Here is a 16,709-nt window from a genome sequence, read left to right as displayed (position 1 = left end):
ATGATGTAGGGTGCGCAGGCCGCGACGCCAGACGCGGCCGGCCATCGGGGCATTGCGGCGACGGTTGACTGTTGGGGGAGTCGTGCGATTCTTTCTCCATGACGACACCATCGGCGGACCCCCTTCCCCCCGGCGGGCTGCTCGGCGCGCTGCGGCTGCCGCTGCTCTCGCCCGACGAGGAGCGCGAGCTCGCGCTCCGCTCGGCCGCGGGCGACGCCGCCGCGGCCGAGCGGCTGATCGCCGGTCACCTGCGGATGGTCGTGAAGGCGGCGCGCAGCTACGGCCGGCTCGGCCTGCCCGTCAACGACCTGATCCAGGAAGGCACGCTCGGCCTGATCCAGGCCGTGCGCAAGTTCAACCCCGACCGCGACGCGAGGCTGTCGACCTATGCGGCGTGGTGGATCCGGGCCGCGATGCAGGACTACGCGGTGCGCTCCTGGTCGCTGGTGCGGGTCGGCAAGACCGCCGCGCACCGGGCGCTGTTCTTCGCGCTGCGCCGGGTCGCCACCGAGCTTCGAACCGGCGCCGACGCGCTGTCCGACGAGGTGCTGGCGCGCCTGGCCGCCCGGTTCGACCTGCCGAAGACGGAGGTGTCCGGCTTCGCGCGCCGCATCGCCGGCAAGGACCAGTCGCTCGACGTGCCCGCCCCCGACGCCGCGAGCCTGGCGGAACGGCTCGTCTGCGCGCGGCCGAACCCGGAGGAGGAGGCCTGCGAGCACGGCGCCCAGCGCCTGTGGCACGGGCTGATCGACCGGGCGCTGTCGATGCTGCCCGCGCGCGAGGCGACGATCATCCGCAAGCGCCACCTGACCGAGGCGGCGCCGACCTTCGAGGCGATCGGGCGGGAGCTCGGCATCTCCAAGGACCGCGTGCGCCAGCTCGAGAAGCGGGCGCTGGAGCGGCTGCGCGACGCGCTGCTGCCGCTCGCGGCGGCGCACGGGCTGCCGGAAGCTTAGAGGGGGTCCGTCAGGAGGCGAGTTCGCGCGAGCGGCGCGCGCCGGCGGCGATCGCGCGGTCCATCAGCGGCTGGACCCCGTCCTGCGCCATCAGCACGCCGAGAGCCGCCTGGGTCGTGCCCCCCGGGCTGGTGACGTTGCGGCGCAGCTCGTCGGGCGGCAGGGGCGAACGGTGCAGCAGCTCGCCCGCGCCCGCGACGGTGACGCGCGCGAGCCTCGCCGCGAGGTCCGCCGGAAGCCCCGCCGCGCGCCCGGCCTCGGCCATGGCCTCGGCCAGCAGGAAGACGTAGGCCGGGCCGCCGCCCGACACCGCCGTCACCGCGTCCATCAGCGCCTCGTCCTCGATCCAGGCGACCTCGCCGACGGCGCCGAGCAGCAGGTCCGTCAGCCGGCGCTGGTCGGCGCTGACGCCGGCATTGGCGCAGGCGACCGTGATGCCGCGGCCGACCGCGGCCGGCGTGTTCGGCATCGCGCGCACGAAGGCGGTGCCGCCGCCCAGCAGCTCCTCGAACCGGGCGATCGTCTTGCCGGCGGCGACCGAGAGGAACAGCGTGCCGGGCCCGACGAAGCGCCGGTAGTCCGGGACGACGGCGTCGACGACCTGCGGCTTGACCGCGAAGACCACGACCTCGGGACGGAAGTCCGGCGGGATCTGCCCCGTGCCGGCGCAGCGGATCACGCCGGGCATGTCGGGAGCGCTGCCCTGCGGCTCCACGACCACGACCCGGTCGGCCGTGCCGGAGGCGAGCCATCCCTCCAGCATCGCCCCGCCCATCTTCCCGCAGCCGACCAGAAGCAAAGACCGCCCCATCACCCGTTCCTCACGCCTCGCCCTCACGCCTCGCCCATGGTGTCCAGGATCGCGGCGGCGACCGCCTCGCGCGCGGTCTTGCCGCCCCAGATCACGAACTGGAATGCAGGGTAGTAGCGCTCGCATTCCGAGAGCGCGATGTCGACGAGGTCCTCGAGCTGCTCGACGCTGGCGCCGCGCGCGCCGCGCAGCAGCGTCGTGTGGCGGAACATCGGCGTGTTCTCGTCCGAGCACACGTCGAAATGGCCGAGCCACATGCGGGCGTTCACGTCGGCCAGCAGCTCGCTGACGGTCGGGCGGCGCCCCGTCGGCACGCGCATGTCGAACTGGCAGGAGAACTGCATCGCGCTGACTTCCGCCTGCCAGACGAAGAACAGCCTGTAGTCGCACCACCGGCCGGAGATCTCCACGATCATCTCGTCCTCGGTCGAGCGGTCGAACGGCCATTCGTTGGCCGTCACGATCTCCTCGACGATGTCCAGCGGGTTGTTCGTGGATTGCGTGGTCTCGACGGCTACTGCCGACATGCCTGCGCCCTCCTCTTCGCGCAAGGGTGGACGGCATCCGCCCCGTGGCCTCCGCGGATCGGGACGGCGAACGCCCCGATATATTGTGGGAGCGAAACCGCAGGGCTACTACCAAGGGCACGGTGCCAGAAGGCCCGGGCCCTCGCAACCCCTATTCCGGTGCCGGGGTATCCCGATCTCAACCGGACGTTTCCTCGCCATGGGGCGAGCCCGGGGATGCGGGATGCAGCGGGCGGCGCGGCTTGGGCCGGTCCTCCGCGAGCTCACGCTCCGCGACCAGGGTCGCGACCAGCGCCTCGAGCGCGGTGACGCGCTCGACGAGGGTCTCCTGCTCGGAACGCGCCTTCGCGGCCATCTCGCTGACGGCGTCGAAATCCTCGCGCCGGACCACGTCCATCCCGGACAGGATGCGCTCGAACTGCTGGCGGACCTGGGACTCCGCCTCCTCGCGCAGGCCCGAGAGGGCACCGAACGCTCCGCCGGCGACCCGCGCGAGATCGTCCAGGATCTTGTTGTCGACCTGCATGGAACCCTTGTCCTCCGTGTCGGAGCCATTATGGCGGCGGCCACGCGGCGTTGCAACGGCGGCGGCCCCGCGCCTATAAGGTCGCAACCCCGCCCGAGGGCGCCGGTTCCATCGCAACCCTCATGGACCGCCGACAGCGCATGCTCGCCATCGCCTTCCCCACCGTCGACCCGGTCGCCATCGAGATCGGGCCGCTCGCGATCCGCTGGTACGCGCTCGCCTACCTCGCCGGATTCATCCTCGGCTGGCGGTACTGCCTGCGCCTCGCCGGCGCGGACGCCGCGCCGCCGACGCGCCGCGACGTCGACGACTTCCTGACCTGGGCCGTCATCGGCGTGATCCTGGGCGGGCGGCTCGGCTACGTGCTGTTCTACAACCTGCCCTACTATGCCGAGAACCCGCTGCAGGCGCTGGCGATCTGGCGGGGCGGGATGTCGTTCCACGGCGGGCTGCTCGGCGTCGTCGCGGCGATCGCGCTGTTCGCGCGCATCCGCTCGATCCCGGTCCTCGCACTCGGCGACGTGATCGCGGCGGCGGCCCCCATCGGGCTGTTCTTCGGCCGCATCGCCAACTTCGTGAACGCGGAGCTGTACGGGCGGGCCACCGACGTCCCCTGGGGCGTCGTGTTCCCGAACGGCGGCCCCGAGCCGCGCCATCCCAGCCAGCTCTACGAGGCGTTTCTGGAAGGGCTCGTGCTGTTCGCCGTCCTGTGGTTCCTCGCCCGCCGGCCGGAGATCCGCGCGCGCCACGGCCTGCTGGCGGGCGTCTTCTTCGCCGGCTACGGCACCGCGCGCATCGTGGTCGAGTTCTTCCGCGAGCCGGACGCCCAGCTCGGCTTCCTGCTGGGCGGGCACGCGACGATGGGCCAGCTGCTGTCGCTGCCGATGGTGCTGCTCGGCCTGGCGCTGATCGCCTGGGCCCGACGCCACCCGCGCGCGCCGGCATGACCCCACGGGGTGCTGGGTCTCCCGGCGCGCTGGCGGTCCGCCTCGCCCACCGGATCGAGGCCGGGGGGCCGCTGAGCGTCGCCGACTGGATGGCGGCCTGCCTCGGCGACCGCGAGCACGGCTACTACGTCACCCGCGACCCGCTGGGCGCGGCCGGCGACTTCACGACCGCGCCCGAGATCAGCCAGACCTTCGGCGAGCTGCTGGGCCTGTGGTGCGTGCACGCCTGGACCGCGATGGGCGCGCCCGCCCCGGTCCGCCTGGTCGAGCTGGGCCCCGGCCGCGGCACGCTGATGAAGGACGCGCTGCGCGCGGCGCGCGGCGCGCCGGGGTTCCTGGCGGCGGCGTCGGTCCACCTGGTCGAGACCAGCCCGGTCCTGCGCCGCCGCCAGGCGGAGACGCTGGCCGGGGCGACGACTGGAGCGCCGACCGGAGCCGCGCCGGCCTGGCACGGCCGCCTGGAGGACGTGCCCGACGGGCCGGTCCTGGTGCTGGCGAACGAGTTCTTCGACGCCCTGCCGGTCCATCAGCTCGTGCGCGTTCCCGGCGGCTGGGCCGAGCGGGTGGTCGCGCTCGACCCCGCCGGCGCGGGGGCGCCCCGGTTCCGCTTCGCGCTGGCACCGGCCCCGGACCCGCTCGCGGCGCGCGTGCCGCCCCTCCTGCGCGGCGCTCCGGCGGGCAGCCTGTTCGAGACGAGCCCGGCCTGCGAGGCGGTCGCGCGCGAGATCGGCCGGCGCATCGCGCGCAACGACGGCGCCGCGCTGATCGTCGACTACGGCCACGCGCCGTCCGGGCTGGGCGAGACGCTCCAGGCCGTCCGCGCCCACCGCCCGGCCCCGGTGCTGGACGCGCCGGGCGAGGCCGACCTGACGGCGCATGTGGATTTCCAGGTCCTGGCCGAGGCGGCCCGGTCGGCGGGCGCCGAGGCGTTCGGGCCCGGGACGCAGGGCGACGTGCTGGTCCGGCTCGGCATCCGGGAGCGCCTGCAGGCGTTGCTGGCCCGCGCCGACGCGCGCCAGGCCGCGGACCTCGTCTCCGGCGTCCGGCGCTTGATCGCGGACGAGGAGATGGGCAAGCTGTTCAAGGTCCTGGCCCTGACCCGGCCGGGACGGGGCGCGCCGGCAGGCTTCGCCCCATGACCCCTTCCCCCGGCGAAACGGAACGGCACCGCCCGTGATCACGCTCGACGTCCTCGGCGGCCCCGGCCGCATCCGCCACGGCTTCTTCACCCGCGAGGGCGGGGTCAGCGTCGGGCTGTACGCGTCCCTGAACTGCGGCTACGGCTCCGCCGACGACCCGGACGCGGTCACCGAGAACCGGCGCCGCGCGGCGGCCCGGCTCGGCGTGGAGGCCGACCGGCTGTCGGCCGTCCACCAGGTGCACAGCCCGACCTGCGTCGTCGTCGAGACGCCGTTCGCGCGCGGCACGGCGCCGAAGGCGGACGCGATGGCGACGCGCGTACGGGGGCTGGCGCTCGGCATCCTGACCGCGGACTGCGCCCCGGTGCTGTTCGCCGACGCCGAGGCCGGCGTCGTCGGGGCCGCGCATGCCGGCTGGAAGGGCGCCGTCGGCGGCGTGATCGACGCCACGGTCGAGGCGATGGTCGGCCTGGGCGCCGAGCGGCGGCGCATCGCCGCCGCGGTCGGCCCCTGCATCGCCCGGCACTCCTACGAGGTCGGGCCGGAGTTCCCCGCCCCCTTCCTGGCCGCCGAACCGGCCGATGCCGACCTGTTCGCGCCCTCGACGCGCGCCGGGCACCACATGTTCGACCTGCCGGGCTACGTCGCGCGCCGCCTCGCGCGGGCCGGCGTGACCCGGGTCGAGGTCGCGCCCCACGACACCGTTTCGCAAGCGGACCGGTTCTTCAGCTACCGCCGCAGCGTTCTGCGCGGCGAGCCGGACTACGGCCGGGAGCTGTCGGCGATCGTCCTGGAGGACTGAGCGCGTGCCCTATGTCCTGATGCTGCTGGCGATGTGCCTGCTGGGCCTCGTGGTGAGCTGCGCGATGTGAGCGCGGTAACGCGCGCGCCGCTGCCGTGACGGAACGTTTACACGGCGGCGGTGGGCTGATATGGTCCCGCGCGATTTCGCCCCGGCGCCGACGACGGATGGCCGGCGGTTGGCGTTTGCACCGTCCCCGGATAGAGAGCTGCGACGAATGAAAGTGATTGCCGGCAACAGCAATCGTCCGCTGGCCGAGGCGATCTCCGCCTGCCTGAACGTGCCGCTGACCAAGGCCAGCATCCGGCGCTTCTCCGACATGGAGGTCTTCGTCGAGATCCTGGAGAACGTCCGCGGCGAGGACGTGTTCGTGATCCAGTCGACGTCCTACCCGGCGAACGACAACCTGATGGAGCTGCTGGTCACGATCGACGCGCTGAAGCGCGGGTCGGCGCGGCGCATCACCGCGGTGCTTCCCTATTACGGCTACGCCCGCCAGGACCGCAAGACCGGCCCCCGCACGCCGATCTCGGCCAAGCTGGTCGCGAACCTGATCACGATGGCCGGCGCCAACCGCGTGCTGACGCTGGACCTGCACGCCGGCCAGATCCAGGGCTTCTTCGACATCCCGCTGGACAACCTGGAAGCGGCCCCGGTGTTCGTGAAGCACATCCAGGAGACCAACAAGGACGGCGACCAGCTCGTGATCGTGTCGCCCGACGTCGGCGGCGTGGTGCGCGCCCGCGCGATCGCCAAGCGCCTGGACGCCGACCTCGCGATCATCGACAAGCGGCGCGAGCGCGCCGGCGTCTCCGAGGTGATGAACATCATCGGCGACGTCTCCGACCGCCGCTGCATCCTGGTCGACGACATCGTCGATTCGGGCGGCACGCTGTGCAACGCCGCCGAGGCGCTGATCGGCAAGGGTGCGAAGTCGGTGTCGGCCTACGTGACGCACGGGGTGCTGTCGGGCGGCGCGGTCGCGCGCATCTCGGCCTCGCCGCTGGAAGCGCTGGTCACCACGGATTCGATCCAGGCGACCGAGGCGGTGCGCGTGTCGCGCAACGTCCGCCAGCTCACCATCGCGACGCTGATGGCCGAGGCGATCAGCCGCATCAGCGAGGAACGTTCGGTTTCGAGCCTGTTCTACTGAACGCACGGCTCGCGGAACCTGGCCGCTCCCGCTTCGGCGGGGGCGGCCGGTAGGACCGGCACCCCTGGAGGCCGGTCTTTCACACTGAGTGGAGAAGACAGATGAGCGAAGTCATTGCGCTGGCGGCCGAGCCGCGGTCGCGGGCCGGCAAGGGGGTGGCCCGTCAGACCCGTCGGGCCGGCAAGATCCCCGCCGTTATCTACGGCAACAAGGAAGAACCCGTGCTGATCGCGCTGGAACTGCGCGCCTTCAGCCGGCACCTGCACACCAAGGGTTTCTTCACCCACGTCTTCGAGCTGACCGTCGACGGCAAGACCCATCGCGTTCTGCCGCGCGACGTGCAGTTCAACGTCGTGACCGACGTGCCGACCCATGTCGACTTCCTGCGGGTGGCGTCCGGCTCCACGGTGACGGTCCAGATCCCGTGCGAGTTCGTCAACGCCGAGCGTTCGCCCGGCCTCAAGCGCGGCGGCGTGCTGAACATCGTGCGCCACGAGATCGAGGTCGACTGCCCGTCCACGTCGATCCCGGACCAGATCGTCGTCGACCTCGCCGGCTACGACCTCGGCGATTCGGTGCACATCAGCGCCGTGAAGCTGCCCGAGGGCGTGAAGCCGACCATCGCCGACCGCGACTTCACCGTCGCCACGATCGTGGCGCCGTCGGGCCTGCGGTCCGAGGAAGCGGCCGCCGCCGGCCAGGAGCAGGCGGAAGAAGAGCAGGACTGAGCATGCTGCTGGTCGTAGGCTTGGGCAACCCCGGCCCACAATACGCCGAAAACCGGCACAATATCGGGTTCATGGCGGTGGACGGGATCGTCCGCCGCCATGGATTCACCCCCTGGCGCAAGCGCTTCCAGGGACAGGCCTGCGAGGGCCAGGCCGGCGGCGAGAAGGTGCTGGCGCTCGAGCCGCTGACCTACATGAACCTGTCCGGCCAGTCGGTCGGCGAAGCGATGCGCTTCTTCAAGCTGGCGCCCGAGCAGGTCGTGGTGTTCCACGACGAGCTCGACCTGCCGCCGGGCCGGCTGCGGGTCAAGAAGGGCGGCGGCCACGGCGGCCACAACGGCCTGCGCTCGATCGACGACCACATCGGCAAGGACTACTGGCGGGTGCGCATCGGCATCGGCCATCCCGGCCACAAGGACCTGGTGTCGGGCTACGTGCTGCACGACTTCGCCAAGGCCGACCGCACCTGGACCGAGCCGCTGCTGGACGCGCTGGCCGCCGAGTTCCCGGCGCTGGCCGCGGACGGGCCCGAGCGCTACCTGAACCGGGTCAACCGCCTCGTGAACCCGCCCCCGCCCAAGCGCGAGAAGCCCGCCCCGCGCGAGGACGCGGCACCGGAATAGGGCCGCGCGAGGCTGTTCACGACCCCGTTCCCGGCCCCGTTCACGGCCGCCGCAGCTTCTCCGTCAGCAGCGCGCGCAGGCGCCCGCCGTCGCGCCGGTCGGCCAGAAAGCGGCGGACCACCTCCTCGGCCGCCTGGCGGTCGACCGGGACCTTTCCCTCCTTGGCAAGCTCGAGCCGTCTCACCACTTCGGGGTCGAGCGAGCCGCGCAGGCGGGCGATCTGGCTCAGCAGCTCTTTCCTGGGGTCGCTCACATGGCCTCCGGACGGCGGGTTTGCTTTGCGTTGCGCGGCGATCCGTACGATAACACGCCCGCGCTCCGATGACTTAGGCGACGTCGTTCCATGGGTTTCAACTGCGGTATCGTCGGCCTGCCGAATGTCGGCAAGTCGACCCTGTTCAATGCCCTGACCGCCACCCAGGCGGCCGAGGCGGCCAATTTCCCGTTCTGCACGAAGGAGCCCAACGTGGGCAGGGTCGGCGTGCCCGACCCGCGGCTGGACAAGATCGCCGCCATCGGCAAGTCGGCCAAGATCATCCCGACCCAGCTCGAGATCGTCGACATCGCCGGCCTGATCCGCGGCGCCAGCAAGGGCGAGGGGCTGGGCAACCAATTCCTGGCCAACATCCGCGAGGTCGACGCGATCATCCACGTCCTGCGCTGCTTCGAGGACGGCGACGTCACGCATGTCGAGGGCGACGTCGACCCGCTCCGCGACGCCGAGACCGTCGACACCGAGCTGATGCTGGCCGACATGGACAGCCTGGAGCGCCGCCTGGCGCCGCTGCAAAAGCGCGCCAAGGCCGGCGACAAGGAGGCCAAGCTGCTGGCCGAGGTGATGGAGAAGGCGCTGGCCGCCCTCCAGGACGGCCGCGCGGCGCGCACGGTCGAGCTGACGGACGAGCAGAAGCCGCTGTTCCGCTCGCTGACGCTGCTGACCGGCAAGCCCGTCCTCTACGTCGCCAACGTCGACGAGGCCTCGGCCGCGACCGGCAACGCGCTGTCGGCGCGCGTCGCGGAGATGGCGAAGACCCAGGGCGCCGAATGCGTCGTCGTCTCGGCCGCGATCGAGGCCGAGGTGGCGCAGCTCGCCGACGCCGAGGACAAGCGGGAGTTCCTCGCCACCCTCGGCCTGGACGAACCCGGCCTCAACAAGGTGATCCGCGCGGGCTACAAGCTGCTCGACCTGATCACCTTCTTCACCGTGGGCCCGAAGGAGGCCCGCGCCTGGACCGTGCACCGCAACGCGCGCGCGCCGGAAGCCGCGGGCGCGATCCACACCGACTTCGAGCGCGGCTTCATCCGGGCCGAGACGATCGACTACGACAGCTTCGTGACCCTGGGCGGCGAGCAGGCGTGCAAGGAAGCCGGCCGCATGCGCATGGAGGGCAAGGAGTACCTGGTCCAGGACGGCGACATCTTCCACTTCCGCTTCAACGTCTGAGCCCGGGGCCCGGCCGGCCCTCCCTTCCTCTCGATATCCGCGATTTTTTCTCAAAGGTCGGGATTATCGGGAACGCTCGCGTGTTTAGGTCTGGGGCGCCGTTGCGCCTTTCGTTCAGCTCCGGGGCGTCGCCGCGCCCCGGGCGCGATCAGCAGACGAGCGAGCCGGCCCATGACATCAGTCCTCCGGGGCGTCGCGCACCGATTTCCGGGACCGGAGCCCGCGCCGGCGGCTGTCCTGCGCCCCCGGGCGGGCGGCTGCGACGCGGTCGTCGAGGCCGCGAACGACGGCTTCGCCCGGCTGCTGGGGCGTCCGCTCGACGCCGTGCTGGGCCGGCGGCTCGGCGACCTCGTCCCCGAGGACGACCTCGCGGGGCTGGCGCGGGCACCGTCCCGCCTCACGCTCGCCGGGACGGAGCTGCGCGCCGAGCGCGTGGCTTCCCGGGACTGCGCGGACGGGTTCCTGCTCCTGTCGGCCGAGCACGCGGCGCCGGGCGGCCTCGACGGCCTCCCCGTCGCCGCCTTCCTGGCCGAGGCGGCGGCGGACGGGTTCCGCTTCGTCGAGGCGAACCGGCATTTCGCCGACGGCATAAGGCCGGGCGCGCCCGGGCTGACCGGCTGCGCGCCGCGCGACGTCCTGCCCCCCGCGCGTGCGGCCGCGCTGGGCGAGGCGCTGGCGGCCGCGGTCAGGCTCGGCCGGCCGACGACGTGGCGCGACGTCGTCGAGCTGCCCTTCGGCTTCCGGCACTGGGAGACCCGCCTCGTCCCGCTTCCCGCCGTCTCCGGCGCCTGCGCGCGCGTCCTGGGCGTATCGCTGGACATCACCGGCCAGGTCGAAGCCGAGCGCGCGCTGCGCGAGCCCGGGCCGGCGCAGGCCGGCGCCGGGCGTGCGTCGCTGGAGAGCCGGCTGCGCCGGGCGATCGAGCGGGACGAGATCGAGCTGGCCTACCAGCCCAAGGTCACGGTCGCCGGGCTCGACCTCGCGGGGTTCGAGGCGCTGGTGCGCTGGCGCGACCCCGAGCACGGCATCGTGCCGCCGGGCCGCTTCATCCCCGTCGCCGAGGAGACCGGGCTGATCGAGCCGCTGGGCGAGCTGGTGATCGAGAAGGCGTGCCGCCGCTTCGCGGCCTGGCGCCGCGAGGGGCTGCTGGACGTGCCGGTCGCGGTCAACCTGTCCGCCCGCCAGCTCGCCGATCCGGGCCTCGCCCGCAAGATCCTGGCCGTGCTGGCGCGCACGGGGCTGCCGGCCGAGGGGCTGAAGCTGGAGCTGACCGAATCCGCCCTGTTCCGCAACACCGACGGGGTGCGCGAGCCGTTCCTGCTGCTGCACGCGGCCGGGGTCGGCTTCATGCTCGACGATTTCGGGACCGGCTACTCGTCGCTCAGCTACCTGAAGCGCTTCCCGATCGAGGCGATCAAGATCGACCGCAGCTTCATCCACGCCATGGTCCAGGACCCCGACGCGGCGTCGATCGTGCAGGCCGTCGTCAGCATGGCCCACGCGCTCAAGATGAGCGTCGTCGCCGAGGGGGTGGAGACGCAGGAGCAGTTGATCTTCCTGCGCGCCTACCGCTGCGACCGGCTGCAGGGCTACCTGGTCGCCCCGCCGCTCAGCGAGGCGGAGGTCGAGCACAGGCTTCGCGGCCCCGTCGCGCGGCTCGGTACTGGTAGCTGAACCGGAAACGTTCAGGAAACCGCGAACTCCAGCAGGACGCCCGTTGCCTGCGCGGACGGAACGACCAGCCGCTCGCCCGTCACGGGCAGGGTCTCGATCCCTTCGCGGGCGAGATGACCGGCCGTCGCCGCGAGGTTCTCCACCAGCAGGGTCATCACGGCGGGTGCCGGCAGCCCGGTCGGGACCGGCGCGCCGGGATAGCGGCGGGCGAAGCGGTTGGCGGTCAGGAAGCGCAGGTGATGGCGCCCGACCCGGACGTCGAGGCGGCTGCCGCCCTCCCTCACCGCGTCGGCGCCGAACAGCCGCGCATAGGCCGGCGCGAGGGCAGCCGGGTCGTCGACCACGACCGTCACGCCCTCGATGCCGACCGCGCCGTTGGCGTGGCGCAGCCAGTCCGGGCGGCGCAGCAGGCCGGGCGTCAGGTGCCCGGTCACGAAGGACGAGAGGCCGGGCGTCGTTTCGGGCTTGAAATGAACGAGGCGGAAGGCGGGCTTCACGGTCCCCGTCGGCAGTTCCAGCAGGCGCGCCAAGTCCTTCGGCGGCTCGCTGCGCTCCGGCCCGAGCATGGCGTGGACCGCGTCCGGATCGTCCGCGCCGAAGGCGAGGCCGAGCAGCCCCTCCCCGCGCGTCTCCAGCAGCCGGTCGAGCCGGTTCACGAACTGCGCCGGGTCGACGATGCCGAGCAGCTCGGCATAGTCGCGCTCGAACATGATGCAGTAGTTGGCGGTGCCCCAGCCGATGTGCCGGCCGCGGGGCGTCGTCGTGAAGCCGAGGCGCTGCCAGCGCGCCCGCGCCGCCTCCAGGTCGGCGACGCCGACCAGGGTGTGGTCGATGCCGATGAGGGGCGGAAGGCCGGTCATCGGCTCAGAACCCCGAGCCGGGCTGCTTCAGGAACTCGACCTCCTCCTCGGTGCTGCGGCGGCCGAGGATGGCGTTGCGGTGCGGGAAGCGGCCGAACCGGACGATGATCTCCTCGTGGCGCAGCGCGTAGTCGAGGTAGTTGCCGGGACCGATGCGCTCCCGGAACAGTTCGACCGAGCGCCGCTGCGCGTCCAGGTCCTCGGCGTGCTCGAAGGGCAGGTAGAGGAACACCCGCTCGTCGGCGGTGAAGCCGGCGTCGTAGCCGCGCTCGACCGCGAGCCGGGCGGTGGCGAGCGCCTTCGGGTCGCTGGCGAAGGCCCTGACGGTGCCGCGGTGGACGTTGCGGGGCACCTGGTCGAGCAGGATCACGAGGGCGAGGCAGGGCCGCGGCTCCTGCATCCAGTCGTCGAGCCGGCCGGAAGCGGCATCCTCGTGGGCGACGCCGAGCCGCTCGCGGACCTCGGCGTCGAAGGCGTCGGACCGTACGAACCACTGGGGCCACACCCTTTCGCCGAACCAGAAGTCGAGCACGTCGAGCGGTTTCATGCGGTCCCCGATCCATTCCGGCGCGCAGCCCCTCCCCCGCGGCCGCGGGAGAGGGGCTGGCGGCTAATCACGCTCCGATCAGTGCGCGGAAGCCCAGACCCTGCGCTTCACGCCGTACATCAGGCCCGCGAAGACGATCAGGAACAAGATCACCTTGAGGCCGGTCTGCTTGCGCTCCTCCAGCATGGGCTCGGCGGTCCAGGCCAGGAAGGTCGCGACGTCCCGGGCCATCCGCTCGGGCGAGGCCGTGGTGCCGTCGGCATAGGCGACGCCGTCCGGCTGCAGCACCGGCGGCATGCCGATCAGGTGGCCGGGGAAGTAGGCGTTGTAGTACTGGCCCGGAGGGACCTCGAGGTCGGCCGGCGGGTCGATGTAGCCGGTCAGCATCGCGTAGATGTAGTTCTCGCCGTAGGGCCGCGCCTTCGCCATCAGGGAAAGGTCGGGCGGCAGCGCGCCGCCGTTGGCGGCCCGGGCGGCCTGCTCGTTCGGGAACGGGCTCACGAAGCGGTCGGCCGGCAGGGCCGCGCGGGCAAACATCTCGCCGGCGTCGTTCGGGCCGTCCATCACCTCGTAGCGGGCCGCGAAGGCCCGGACCTCGTCCTCGTTGAAGCCGAGGTCGGCGAGGTTGCGGAACGCGACCAGGGACATGCCGTGGCAGGCGGCGCAGACCTCGGTGTAGACCTGGAGGCCCCGCTGGAGGGCTCCCCGGTCGAAGGTGCCGAACAGGCCTTCGTGCTCCCACTGCAGGTCCGGCGGGACGACGCCCTCCGCGGCCGAGGCGGCGGAGCCGAAACCGAGCCCGAGGCCGACCGCGGCGGCCAGGACCGCCGTCTTCAACGCGCGCATTAGGACTTCTCCATCGGCTTGGCCACGGTCCCCGAGGCGAGACGTCCGCCACCCCTGAGGACGGGCTGGCTGATGCTGGCCGGCAGCGGGCGCGGCCGCTCGAGCTTGCCGAGCAGCGGCAGCAGGATCAGGAAGTGGAAGAAATAGTAGGCGGTGGCGATGCGGCCGATCACGACCCAGATCCCCTCCGCCGGCATCGCGCCGACATAGCCGAGCGTGAGCGAGCAGATCACGAGCAGCCAGAAGAAGATCTTGTAGAGCGGCCGGAAGCGCGCGCTGCGCACCCGGGAGGTGTCGAGCCAGGGCAGCACGAACAGCACCGCGATCGCGCCGAACATCAGCACCACGCCGCCGAGCTTGTCCGGGACCGCGCGCAGGATCGCGTAGAACGGCAGGAAGTACCATTCCGGGACGATGTGCGCCGGCGTCACCAGCGGGTTGGCCGGGATGTAGTTGTCGGGATGGCCGAGATAGTTCGGCGCGTAGAACACGAAGGCCGCCCAGACCAGCACGAACACGACCATGGCCAGCCCGTCCTTGATCGTCATGAACGGGTTGAACGGGACCGTGTCCTGCGGGCCCTTGGTGTCGATGCCGAGCGGGTTGTTGGAGCCGACGACGTGCAGGGCCGCCACGTGCAGGAACACCGCGCCCAGGATCACGAAGGGCAGCAGGTAGTGCAGCGCGAAGAAGCGGTTGAGCGTCGGGTTGTCGATCGAGAAGCCGCCCCACAGCCAGACCACGATCTCGTCGCCGACCAGCGGCACGGCCGAGAACAGGTTGGTGATCACGGTGGCGCCCCAGAAGCTCATCTGGCCCCAGGGCAGGACGTAGCCCATGAACGCGGTCGCCATCATCAGCAGCAGGATGACGACGCCGATCATCCACAGCAGCTCGCGCGGCTGCTTGTACGAACCGTAGTAGAGGCCGCGGAAGATGTGGATGTACACGGCGATGAAGAACATCGACGCGCCGTTCATGTGGACGTAGCGGATCAGCCAGCCGAAGTTGACGTCGCGCATGATGCGCTCGACGGATTCGAACGCGTAGTCGGTGTGGGGAGTGTAGTGCATCGCCAGGAAGATGCCGCTCACGATCATCACGATCAGGACCAGCATGGCGATGGCGCCGAATGACCAGAGGTAGTTGACGTTCCTCGGCATCGGGTATTCGTTGTACTCGTGGTTCATCATGCTGAAGATCGGCAGCCGACTGTCGATCCAGCGCACCACGGGGTTCTTGAATTGCTGCGCAGCCATCATCTACTCCACTCGGCAATCAGCCGAGGCGAATGGTGGTGTCGTCCAGGAAGGCGTATTCCGGGACGAGCAGATTGGCCGGCGCCGGGCCCCGCCGGATGCGGCCCGCCGTGTCGTAGTGCGAGCCGTGGCAGGGGCAGAACCATCCGCCGAAGTCGCCCTTGTCGTCGGTAGCCTTCTGGCCGAGGGGAACGCAGCCGAGATGGGTGCAGACGCCGACCATCACGAGCCATTCCGGCTGGACCGCGCGTTCCTCGTCGGTCTGCGGGTCGGGGAGGCTGGAGACGTCGACCGCGCGCGCCGCCGCGATCTCGGCCTCGGTGCGGCGGCGGATGAAGACCGGCTTTCCGCGCCACGTCACCGTGATCGCCTGGCCGACCGCGATCGGGGACAGGTCGACGTCGATCGATGCCAGCGCCAGCGTATCGGCGGCGGGGTTCATGCTGGCGATGAACGGCCAGGCCAGCGAACCGACGCCGACGGCGGCGACGGCGCCGGTCGCGAGCAGCAGGAAGTCCCGGCGCGACCCTCCGTCGCCGCCGTGACCCCCGTGGCCGCCTGCACCGGACGGATGGGTGGTTTCCGACATTACTTCCCTCTCTCCCCTGCACTCCGGACGCCCGACCGGGTGGACGCCCGCGAACCGGATGGACGTATATCAATCGATTTCGGCCGTGTCTGCCGTCCGACAGTCCAAAACCGGCCGCGCGGCGAAGGCGGGGTCCGCCGCGACGTGACGGATATACCCCCCGTTTCCCGCCAAGGAAAGCGTCGGCTTCACGGACATAGTGTCGCGCGTCGATCGGGCAGGCGTTCGTGGCATGCTGGACCTTCCCGCTGACCACGGAATCCCGGACGATGGGCCTGCGCCTGGCACTCTACGAACCCGACATCCCCCAGAACGCCGGCGCGATGATGCGGCTGGCCGCCTGCCTCGGCGTCGGCATGGACGTGATCGAGCCCTGCGGCTTCGTGCTCGACGACCGGCGCCTCAAGCGCGCCGGCATGGACTACCTGGACGCGCTCGACCTGGCGCGGCACGCCTCGTGGCGCCGGTTCCGGGACGCGGCCGCCGGCCGGCGCGTCGTCCTGCTGACCACGCGCGCCGCCCTGCCCTACACGCGGTTCCGCTTCGCCGCCGACGACGTGCTCCTGGTCGGGCGCGAGAGCGCCGGCGTGCCGGAGGAGGTCCACGAGGCGGTCGAGGCGCGGGTCGTCGTGCCGATGCGCGCGGGCCTGCGCTCGCTCAACGTTGCGCTCGCCGCCGCGATGGTGTTGGGTGAGGCGATCCGCCAGACCGGCCCCCTGCCCGACTCCCTGCCCGATCCCCTGCCACCGGAGGCCCCGTGACCGCCGATCCGTCCCCGCCAGCGCGCAAGGCGCGCGCGGCCGCCTGGTTCGCCGAGCTGCGCGACCGCATCTGCGCGGAGTTCGAGCGCATCGAGGACGAGCACGCCGGCCCCCTGTCGCACCTGCCGCCCGGCCGCTTCGAGCGGCGCGCCTGGACGCGCGCGGACCCCGACGGGGCGGACGGCGAGGCCGGCGACGGGAGCGCCGATGGGGGCGGCGGCACGATGTCGATCATGCGCGGCCGGGTCTTCGAGAAGGTCGGGGTCAACATCTCGACCGTCCACGGCCGCTTCAGCCCCGACTTCGCGAAGCAGATCCCCGGCACCGGGGAGGACGGCCGGTTCTGGGCCAGCGGGATCAGCCTGGTCGCGCATATGCGCTCGCCGCTGGTGCCGGCGGTGCACATGAACACCCGCCACATCGTGACCGGCATCGGCTGGTTCGGCGGCGGGGCCGACATGACCCCGGCCTTCCCCGACGCCGACGACGCGGCCGCCTTCCACGGCGCGCTGAAGCG

At 71.9% G+C, this 16,709-nt stretch carries 19 protein-coding genes and 1 pseudogene; 11 read left to right on the top strand and 9 right to left on the bottom strand.

What is annotated here, in order from left to right; genetic code table 11:
* The first annotated feature begins 98 nt into the window (after positions 1-98).
* The gene (locus VGO20_RS12160) at positions 99-956 is read left to right on the top strand and encodes a sigma-70 family RNA polymerase sigma factor (RefSeq protein ID WP_327502612.1); all 858 of its coding nucleotides are present in this window, start codon (positions 99-101) and stop codon (positions 954-956) included.
* Positions 957-966: 10 nt separating this feature from the next.
* Here VGO20_RS12160 and proC read toward each other — a convergent pair whose 3' ends face one another.
* The 3 genes from proC to VGO20_RS12145 form a co-directional block, all read right to left on the bottom strand.
* Positions 967-1,767, bottom strand: a complete 801-nt coding sequence (gene proC, locus VGO20_RS12155) for a pyrroline-5-carboxylate reductase (protein WP_327502611.1) — start codon at positions 1,765-1,767, stop codon at positions 967-969.
* Positions 1,768-1,790: 23 nt separating this feature from the next.
* Positions 1,791-2,294 carry a type III secretion system chaperone family protein gene (locus tag VGO20_RS12150; RefSeq protein WP_327502610.1) on the bottom strand — a complete coding sequence of 168 codons (504 nt, stop codon included), beginning with the start codon at positions 2,292-2,294 and terminating at the stop codon, positions 1,791-1,793.
* Between the two features lie 178 nt (positions 2,295-2,472).
* Entirely contained in the window at positions 2,473-2,820 is a 348-nt protein-coding gene (locus VGO20_RS12145) for an accessory factor UbiK family protein (RefSeq protein ID WP_327502609.1), read from the bottom strand.
* A 140-nt stretch (positions 2,821-2,960) separates the two neighbouring features.
* Here VGO20_RS12145 and lgt point away from each other — a divergent pair, with 140 nt between their 5' ends.
* The 6 genes and pseudogenes from lgt to pth all read left to right on the top strand — a co-directional run.
* Positions 2,961-3,767, top strand: a complete 807-nt coding sequence (gene lgt / locus VGO20_RS12140) for a prolipoprotein diacylglyceryl transferase (protein WP_327502608.1) — start codon at positions 2,961-2,963, stop codon at positions 3,765-3,767.
* A complete protein-coding gene (locus VGO20_RS12135; RefSeq protein WP_327502607.1) occupies positions 3,764-4,906 on the top strand; it encodes a class I SAM-dependent methyltransferase in 1,143 nt (380 codons plus the stop codon). Before lgt ends, VGO20_RS12135 begins: the two co-directional genes overlap by 4 nt.
* A gap of 34 nt (positions 4,907-4,940) precedes the next feature.
* Positions 4,941-5,708, top strand: coding sequence for a peptidoglycan editing factor PgeF (gene pgeF, locus VGO20_RS12130; protein ID WP_327502606.1), 768 nt, complete (start codon positions 4,941-4,943; stop codon positions 5,706-5,708).
* Between the two features lie 217 nt (positions 5,709-5,925).
* Positions 5,926-6,861 carry a ribose-phosphate pyrophosphokinase gene (locus VGO20_RS12125; RefSeq protein WP_327502605.1) on the top strand — a complete coding sequence of 312 codons (936 nt, stop codon included), beginning with the start codon at positions 5,926-5,928 and terminating at the stop codon, positions 6,859-6,861.
* Between the two features lie 101 nt (positions 6,862-6,962).
* Entirely contained in the window at positions 6,963-7,589 is a 627-nt protein-coding gene (locus tag VGO20_RS12120; protein WP_327502604.1) for a 50S ribosomal protein L25/general stress protein Ctc, read from the top strand.
* 2 nt (positions 7,590-7,591) lie between these two features.
* Positions 7,592-8,311, top strand: a pseudogene (pth, locus tag VGO20_RS12115) (aminoacyl-tRNA hydrolase); the annotation flags it as partial.
* Here pth and VGO20_RS12110 read toward each other — a convergent pair.
* The gene (locus tag VGO20_RS12110) at positions 8,253-8,465 is read right to left on the bottom strand and encodes a hypothetical protein (RefSeq protein WP_327502602.1); all 213 of its coding nucleotides are present in this window, start codon (positions 8,463-8,465) and stop codon (positions 8,253-8,255) included. The pseudogene pth and the gene VGO20_RS12110 overlap by 59 nt on opposite strands.
* 90 nt (positions 8,466-8,555) lie before the next feature.
* On the opposite strand from VGO20_RS12110, the gene ychF reads away from it, so the two are divergent.
* Positions 8,556-9,656 (top strand): redox-regulated ATPase YchF, encoded by a 1,101-nt coding sequence (gene ychF / locus VGO20_RS12105; protein ID WP_327502601.1) that lies wholly within the window; start codon positions 8,556-8,558, stop codon positions 9,654-9,656.
* 171 nt (positions 9,657-9,827) lie between these two features.
* Positions 9,828-11,330, top strand: a complete 1,503-nt coding sequence (locus VGO20_RS12100; protein WP_327502600.1) for an EAL domain-containing protein — start codon at positions 9,828-9,830, stop codon at positions 11,328-11,330.
* 11 nt (positions 11,331-11,341) lie between these two features.
* Here VGO20_RS12100 and VGO20_RS12095 read toward each other — a convergent pair whose 3' ends face one another.
* The 5 genes from VGO20_RS12095 to petA all read right to left on the bottom strand — a co-directional run bounded on the left by VGO20_RS12095 (position 11,342) and on the right by petA (position 15,431).
* Entirely contained in the window at positions 11,342-12,190 is an 849-nt protein-coding gene (locus VGO20_RS12095; RefSeq protein ID WP_327502599.1) for a VOC family protein, read from the bottom strand.
* A gap of 4 nt (positions 12,191-12,194) precedes the next feature.
* Positions 12,195-12,737 (bottom strand): DUF924 family protein, encoded by a 543-nt coding sequence (locus VGO20_RS12090; protein WP_327502598.1) that lies wholly within the window; start codon positions 12,735-12,737, stop codon positions 12,195-12,197.
* A 78-nt stretch (positions 12,738-12,815) separates the two neighbouring features.
* The gene (locus tag VGO20_RS12085) at positions 12,816-13,583 is read right to left on the bottom strand and encodes a cytochrome c1 (RefSeq protein WP_327502597.1); all 768 of its coding nucleotides are present in this window, start codon (positions 13,581-13,583) and stop codon (positions 12,816-12,818) included.
* Positions 13,583-14,845 carry a cytochrome b gene (locus VGO20_RS12080; RefSeq protein WP_414639799.1) on the bottom strand — a complete coding sequence of 421 codons (1,263 nt, stop codon included), beginning with the start codon at positions 14,843-14,845 and terminating at the stop codon, positions 13,583-13,585. The genes VGO20_RS12085 and VGO20_RS12080 overlap by 1 nt, the downstream gene beginning before the upstream one ends.
* A 16-nt stretch (positions 14,846-14,861) precedes the next feature.
* Positions 14,862-15,431 (bottom strand): ubiquinol-cytochrome c reductase iron-sulfur subunit, encoded by a 570-nt coding sequence (gene petA, locus VGO20_RS12075; protein WP_327502595.1) that lies wholly within the window; start codon positions 15,429-15,431, stop codon positions 14,862-14,864.
* 275 nt (positions 15,432-15,706) lie between these two features.
* Between petA and VGO20_RS12070 the strand changes: the two genes are divergently transcribed.
* Positions 15,707-16,192 carry a tRNA (cytidine(34)-2'-O)-methyltransferase gene (locus tag VGO20_RS12070; RefSeq protein ID WP_327502631.1) on the top strand — a complete coding sequence of 162 codons (486 nt, stop codon included), beginning with the start codon at positions 15,707-15,709 and terminating at the stop codon, positions 16,190-16,192.
* A partial coding sequence (locus tag VGO20_RS12065; RefSeq protein ID WP_327502594.1) for a coproporphyrinogen III oxidase occupies positions 16,189-16,709 on the top strand: 521 nt, incomplete at its 3' end. The genes VGO20_RS12070 and VGO20_RS12065, both read left to right, overlap by 4 nt.

This window comes from Arenibaculum sp. (genome assembly GCF_035998295.1).
Taxonomy (GTDB): Bacteria; Pseudomonadota; Alphaproteobacteria; order Azospirillales; family Azospirillaceae; genus DASYHS01.
This window is presented reverse-complemented; position numbering and strand designations above follow the sequence as displayed.

What these genes read in the sequence shown, in the direction of transcription:
- VGO20_RS12100 (WP_327502600.1), top strand. Translation starts at nt 9,828, where the DNA reads ATGACATCAGTCCTCCGGGGCGTCGCGCACCGATTTCCGGGACCGGAG.
- VGO20_RS12125 (WP_327502605.1), top strand. Translation starts at nt 5,926, where the DNA reads ATGAAAGTGATTGCCGGCAACAGCAATCGTCCGCTGGCCGAGGCGATC.
- VGO20_RS12160 (WP_327502612.1), top strand. Translation starts at nt 99, where the DNA reads ATGACGACACCATCGGCGGACCCCCTTCCCCCCGGCGGGCTGCTCGGC.
- lgt (WP_327502608.1), top strand. Translation starts at nt 2,961, where the DNA reads ATGCTCGCCATCGCCTTCCCCACCGTCGACCCGGTCGCCATCGAGATC.
- VGO20_RS12080 (WP_414639799.1), bottom strand. Translation starts at nt 14,845, where the DNA reads ATGATGGCTGCGCAGCAATTCAAGAACCCCGTGGTGCGCTGGATCGAC.
- VGO20_RS12120 (WP_327502604.1), top strand. Translation starts at nt 6,963, where the DNA reads ATGAGCGAAGTCATTGCGCTGGCGGCCGAGCCGCGGTCGCGGGCCGGC.
- VGO20_RS12135 (WP_327502607.1), top strand. Translation starts at nt 3,764, where the DNA reads ATGACCCCACGGGGTGCTGGGTCTCCCGGCGCGCTGGCGGTCCGCCTC.
- VGO20_RS12095 (WP_327502599.1), bottom strand. Translation starts at nt 12,190, where the DNA reads ATGACCGGCCTTCCGCCCCTCATCGGCATCGACCACACCCTGGTCGGC.
- VGO20_RS12145 (WP_327502609.1), bottom strand. Translation starts at nt 2,820, where the DNA reads ATGCAGGTCGACAACAAGATCCTGGACGATCTCGCGCGGGTCGCCGGC.
- proC (WP_327502611.1), bottom strand. Translation starts at nt 1,767, where the DNA reads ATGGGGCGGTCTTTGCTTCTGGTCGGCTGCGGGAAGATGGGCGGGGCG.
- VGO20_RS12150 (WP_327502610.1), bottom strand. Translation starts at nt 2,294, where the DNA reads ATGTCGGCAGTAGCCGTCGAGACCACGCAATCCACGAACAACCCGCTG.
- ychF (WP_327502601.1), top strand. Translation starts at nt 8,556, where the DNA reads ATGGGTTTCAACTGCGGTATCGTCGGCCTGCCGAATGTCGGCAAGTCG.
- VGO20_RS12085 (WP_327502597.1), bottom strand. Translation starts at nt 13,583, where the DNA reads ATGCGCGCGTTGAAGACGGCGGTCCTGGCCGCCGCGGTCGGCCTCGGG.
- petA (WP_327502595.1), bottom strand. Translation starts at nt 15,431, where the DNA reads ATGTCGGAAACCACCCATCCGTCCGGTGCAGGCGGCCACGGGGGTCAC.
- VGO20_RS12090 (WP_327502598.1), bottom strand. Translation starts at nt 12,737, where the DNA reads ATGAAACCGCTCGACGTGCTCGACTTCTGGTTCGGCGAAAGGGTGTGG.